The sequence below is a fragment of the Streptomyces sindenensis genome (assembly GCF_014649035.1).
GTDB classification, from domain to species: Bacteria; Actinomycetota; Actinomycetes; order Streptomycetales; family Streptomycetaceae; genus Streptomyces; species Streptomyces sindenensis.
In genome coordinates, this window is record NZ_BMSG01000067.1 from 1 (window position 1) to 6198 (window position 6198).

The following is a 6198-nucleotide window of genomic DNA, read 5'->3' on the forward strand; positions in this document are numbered from 1 at the left end:
TTGGCGGATCTCCCCGCGGAACTGGTACTGCCCACCGACCGGCCCCGCCCCGCCGTGGCCAGCCACCGCGGGGACACCGTCCCCTTCCAGCTCGACGCCGAGCTCCACCGCTCCCTGGCCGAACTCGCCAGGGAGCAGGGGGCGAGCCTCTTCATGGTGCTCCACGCGGCGGTGGCGACGTTGCTGTCCCGGCTCGGAGCGGGTGACGACATCCCGGTGGGCACCGCCGTCGCGGGCCGGACCGACGACGCGCTCGACGAACTGGTCGGCTTCTTCATCAACACCCTGGTGCTGCGCACCGACGTCTCCGGCGACCCTGCCTTCACCGAGGTGCTGCGACGGGTCAAGGACACGGATCTGGACGCGTACGCGCACCAGGACCTGCCCTTCGAACGGCTCGTCGACACCCTCGGCCCCGAGCGGGCGTTGTCCCTGCACCCCCTGTTCCAGGTCATGCTGACCCTGGAGAACACAGCCGACGCCGCCGTCGACCTGCCGGGCGTCACCGTCGAGCCCCACCCGGTCGGCCTGGACATCGCCAAGTTCGACCTGATGTTCGGCCTCAAGGAGCGGCACACCACCGAGGGCGTGCCCGTCGGCATCGAGGGCGGCATCGAGTACAGCGCCGACCTCTTCGACGCCGCCACGGTCGCGTCCTTCGCCGCCCGGCTGAAACGCCTGCTGGTCGCCGTCGCAGCCGACCCCGGCCGGCGGGTCCGCGAGATCGACCTGCTGGCCGCCGACGAGCGCGCGCTGCTGCTCGGCGACCCGAGCACCGGCACCGATCACGGGACCAGGCACTCCGCCCCGTCCATCGCTGCCCGCTTCGCCGAGCAGGTGGCCCGCACGCCGGACGCGATCGCGGTCAGCACCGACGGGGGCGGAAGTCTCACCTACCGTGAGCTCGACGCCCGCGCCAACCGGCTCGCGCACCGTCTGAGCCGCGCGGGGGTCCGCGCCGAGTCCACCGTCGCCGTCCTCATGGACCGCTCCGAGCACCTGCTCGTCGCCACCCTCGCGGTCCTCAAGGCCGGCGGGGTCTACGTACCGCTCGACGCCCGCAGCCCGGGCACCCGCCTGCACCGCACCATCGTGGAGACCGCAGCGGCGGTGCTCCTCACCGACAGTGCGGCCGAGGTGCCCGAACTGCCCGAGGGCACCGCGGTGATCACGGCCGACCTCGACGCCGTGCTCGCGGACGGATCCTCCGCTGGTCCCGGCGTCGCTGTCCGGCCCGAACAGCTCGCGTACATCATGTTCACCTCCGGCTCGACCGGCCGCCCCAAGGGCGTCGCCGTCACGCAGGCGGACGTGCTCGCCTTCGCCGCGGACCACCGGTGGCAGAGCGGAGCGCACCAGCGCGTGCTGCTGCACTCCCCGTACGCCTTCGACGCCACGACGTACGAGATCTGGGTGCCGCTCCTCAACGGCGGCGAGGTCGTCATCGCCCCGCCCGGGCAGCTGGACCTGACCCGGCTCGGCGAGCTGGTCGCCGACCGCGGCGTGACCGGCCTGTTCCTGACCGCCGGCCTCTTCCGGCTGCTGGCCGAGGACCACCCGGCGGCTCTGGCCGGGGTCGCGGAGGTGTGGGCCGGTGGAGACGTCGTACCGGCCCGGGCGGTCCGCAGGGTCCTGGAGCACTGCCCCGGACTGATCGTCACCGACGCGTACGGCCCGACCGAGACCACCACCTTCGCGACCAGCCACTCCGTGGACCGTCCCGACGCGGTGCCGGCCGTCATGCCGATCGGCCGGGCGATGGACGGCATGCGGACCTACGTCCTGGACGAGCGGCTCCAGCCGGTGCCGGCCGGCGTGCCCGGCGAGCTCTACATCAGCGGCGCGGGGCTGGCCCGCGGCTACTTCGGCCGACCGGACGACACGGCAGCAGCCTTCCTCGCCGACCCGTACGGACCGCCCGGCACGCGGATGTACCGCACGGGCGACACCGTTCGCCACCGGGACGCCGGCCGACTGGAGTTCCTCGGCCGTGCCGACGACCAGGTCAAGGTGCGCGGCTTCCGGATCGAGCTGGGCGAGATCGAGGACGCGCTGCTGCGCCGCCCGTCCGTGGGGGCGACCGCCGTCGTCGTGCGCGAGGACCTGCCGGGCAGCAAGCGGTTGGTTGCCTATCTGGTGCCGGCCCGCGGGGCGGCGGCGGACCAGGACGAGGTCCGTCAGGCCCTGGCGGCCGAACTGCCCGACTACATGGTCCCGTCGGCGTTCGTCACCCTCGACGCGCTGCCCCTGACCGACAACGGCAAGCTCGACCGCGCGGCGCTGCCCGCGCCCGCCGTGCCGGAGACCGCCAGTGCCCGGAAGCCGGGCACGGCCGCCGAGCACGTGCTGTGCTCGCTCGTCGCCAACCTGCTGGGCCTGCCGGAGGTCGCCGCCGACCAGAGCTTCTTCGACCTCGGCGGGGACAGCATCACCTCGATCCAGCTGGTGTCGCGGGCCCGCGAACGCGGCCTGGTCTTCGCGCCCAAGGACGTGTTCCAGCTGCGTACGGTCGCCGCGCTCGCCGCCGCCGCGAAGCCCCTCGACGACACCGAGCGCGAGGATCCGCTGGCGGGGATCGGAGAACTGCCGCTCACCCCGATCGTCCACTGGCTCCGTGAACGCGGCGGTGCCATCGACCGGTTCAACCAGTCCCTGCTGCTGCAGACGCCCGCCGAGCTGACCGCCGAGCGGCTCGCCGCCACGATCCAGGCGCTGCTGGACCACCACGACGCCCTGCGGCTGCGGCTGTCCCGGCACGAGGAGGAGTGGAGCCTGGAGGTCCTACCGCGGGGCAAGGTCGTCGCCGACGACCTGATCCGGCGGATCGATGTCTCCGGACACGACGACGAGCGGCTGCGCGACACCATGGCCGCCGAGGGCGAACAGGCCTGGGCGCGGCTCGACCCCGACGCCGGCGTCATGGCCCAGGTGGTCTGGTACGACGCCGGGCCGGCGCGCCGCGGCCGGTTGTTCCTGGCCGTCCACCACCTGGCCGTCGACGGCGTCTCCTGGCGCATCCTCCAGTCCGATCTGGCCGCCGTCTGGCACGCCGTGGCGGCCGGCCGGACCCCCCAGCTGATGCCGGTGGGCACCTCGCTGCGCCGGTGGGCCCAGCGGCTCAAGGAGGCCGCCGCGGCACCGGAGCGCACCGCCGAGCTCGCTGCCTGGCAGCGTCGGCTGGACCACCCGGACCCGCTGATCGGCAGCTCACCGGTGGACCGGGAGCGCGACCTGGCCGACACGGTCACCTCGTACAGCCTGACCCTGCCGGCCGCCACCACGGAGGCACTGCTCACCACCGTTCCCGCCGCGTTCCACGCCGGCGTCAACGACGTACTGCTCACCGGTCTCGCGCTCGCCGTGTCCGACTGGCGCCGCCGCACCACCGGAGAGCGGAGCAGCTCCCTCCTGCTCGACCTGGAGGGTCACGGCCGCGAGGAGTTCCTGGCCGGCGTGGACCTGTCCCGTACGGTCGGCTGGTTCACCAGCCTCTACCCGGTGCACCTCGACCCCGGTCCGGTCGACCACCAGGAGGTCCGGGCGGGCGGCCAGGCCGCCGGCCGGGCCCTGAAGGCGGTCAAGGAGCAGCTGCGGGCGATTCCGGACCACGGCATCGGCTACGGCCTGCTGCGCCACCTCAACCCGGTCACGGCGAAGGCCCTCGGGTCCTTCCCCGCCCCGCAGATCGGCTTCAACTACCTCGGCCGCTTCGACACGGGAGCCTCGCAGGAGCTGGCCGACTGGGCTCCGGCCCCCGAGGGCGGCGCCTACGGGGGAGACGACCCACGGATGCCCGTCGCCCACGCCCTGGAGCTGAGCGCCACCACCGAGAACCACCCCGAAGGGCCCCGGCTGACCGCCATCTGGCAGTGGCCGCAGGCGCTGTTCGAGCGGGAAGCGGTGGCCGACCTGGCAGAGAGCTGGTTCCGCGCTCTGACCGGGCTGGCCATGCACGCAGAAGGGCCGGGCGCGGGCGGTCTCACCCCGTCCGACCTAGGGGTCAGCTCGCTGGACCAGGACGAGATCGACGCACTGGAAGACGAGCTCGCCGATGAGCTCGACGACGACCTGAACCGCGAATGGGGTACCCGCAAGTGAGTCGTTCACGACTGGAGGACATCCTCCCGCTTTCGCCGTTGCAGGAAGGCATGCACTTCCATGCCCAATTCGACGAGAACGAACTGGACGTCTACACCGTGCAGTTCGTATTCCACCTGACCGGGCCGGTCGACGCGGACCGGCTGCGGGCGGCCGCCCAGGCCCTGGTGCAGCGGCACGCCAACCTCCGCGCGAGCTTCCGCCGGCGCAAGAACGGCGAGGCCATCCAGATCATCCACCGCCAGGTAACGGTGCCCTTCAGCCGGCTGGACCTGTCGGGGCTGGACGAGCTGGACCGGCAGGCCGAGCTCGACCGTCTGATCGCCGCGGACCGCTTCCGCCGCTTCGACCTCGCCAAGGCGCCGCTGCTGCGCTTCGCGCTGATCGATCTCGGAGGCGGCGAGCACCGGCTGCTGTTCAGCAACCACCACATGCTGCTCGACGGCTGGTCGATGCCACTGGTCGTGGGCGAGCTGCTGGAGCTGTACCGCACGGGCGGCGACCCGGCCGGCCTCCCGGCGGTCACCCCGCCGCGCCGATACTACGACTGGCTGGAAGCCCAGGACCGCACCGCGGCCGAGCACGCCTGGCGCGAGGTGCTGGCCGGGCTCACCGAGCCGACCCTGCTGGTGCCGTCCGACCCGAGCCGGGAGGCCGTTGCACCCCGGCAGCTGCGGGTCACCGTGCCGGACGCCCTCGCCAGACGTCTGCGGGAGCGTGCCCAGTCCTCCGGGCTGACGCTGAACACCCTGGTCCAGGGCGCCTGGGCGGTCCTGCTGGGCCGGCTGACCGGGCGTCAGGACGTGGTCTTCGGGGCGACCGTGGCCGGCCGCCCGCCGGAGGTGCCGGGCATCGAGTCCATGGTCGGCCTGTTCATCAACACCCTGCCGGTGCGCGTGACGATGGACGCCGACGAGCCGCTGTCGGGCATGCTCAACCGCCTGCAGGAGCAGCAGTCGGGGCTCATCGGCCACCAGCACCTGAGCCTGTCCGCCGTTCAGGGCCTCACCGGACTGCCCGAGCTGTTCGACACCCTCGTCATCTTCGAGAACTTCCCGGTCTCCACCGGGGCGTCCGAGGAGGACCAGGGCAATGCGCTGAACGTCTCCTCGTTCCAGGGTGAGGACTCCACGCACTACCCGCTCACCCTGATGGTCATGCCGGGCGAGAACCTCACCCTGCGCGTCGGTTACCGCCCCGATCTGATCGACGACGCGACCGCCCGGTCGCTGACCCGGCAGCTGGAACGCGTCCTGGCCGCTGTGGCGGACACTCCGCAAACGCCGGTACGCGCGGTGGACATTCTCGCCCCCGCCGACCGCGAGCAGGTCCTCACCCGGTGGAACGACACCGCCCGCCGACTGCCCGCCACCGACTTCCTGGAGCTGTTCGACGCCCGCGTCACGCAGGCGCCCGACGCCCTCGCCGTGACCGACGACGGGGTCACCGGGCTGAGCTACGGTGAGTTGGATGCGCGGGTGCGGGGGTTGGCGTTTTATCTGGCGGAGTTGGGTGCGGGGCCGGAGCGGTTTGTCGCGGTGGCGTTGCCGCGGGGTGTGGATCTTGTGGTGGCGTTGCTTGCGGTGCTGAGGACGGGTGCGGCGTATTTGCCGTTGGATCCGGAGTATCCGGCTGAGCGTGTGGCTTACATGGTTGGGGATGCGTGTCCGGCTCTGGCGTTGGTCACGGGTGAGACTGCGGGGTTGTTCGGGTCGGGTGGTCCGCGGGTTGTGGTTCTTGATGATCCGGCGACGGTGGGGGCGGTGGCGGGGGCGCGTCCGGTGGTGTTGCCGGTGAGTGATCCGGCTCATGCGGCGTATGTGATTTATACGTCGGGTTCGACGGGTCGGCCCAAGGGGGTGGTGGTTCCGCGTGGTGCGGTGACCAATTTCCTGTGTGCTGTGGGGGAGCGGTTTGCTCCGGGGCCGGGTGACCGGTTGGTGGCTGTTACGACGGTCGCGTTCGATATTGCGGTGCTTGAGTTGTATATGCCGTTGATTTCGGGTGCGGCGGTGGTGGTTGCCGAGCGTGATGTGGTGCGTGATCCGGTGGCTTTGGCCGGGTTGGTGCGTGCGAGTGGTGCGTCGGTGATGCAGGCGA

Annotated in this window: 2 protein-coding genes; both read left to right on the top strand. The window is 72.0% G+C overall.

Features of this window, described 5'->3' with window-relative positions:
• Positions 1-4098 (top strand): non-ribosomal peptide synthetase (locus IE145_RS32970; protein ID WP_189529096.1); only part of this gene is annotated, 4098 nt, incomplete at its 5' end.
• On the top strand, positions 4095-6198 hold a 2104-nt coding region (locus IE145_RS32975), incomplete at its 3' end, for a condensation domain-containing protein (RefSeq protein ID WP_189529097.1). The genes IE145_RS32970 and IE145_RS32975, both read left to right, overlap by 4 nt.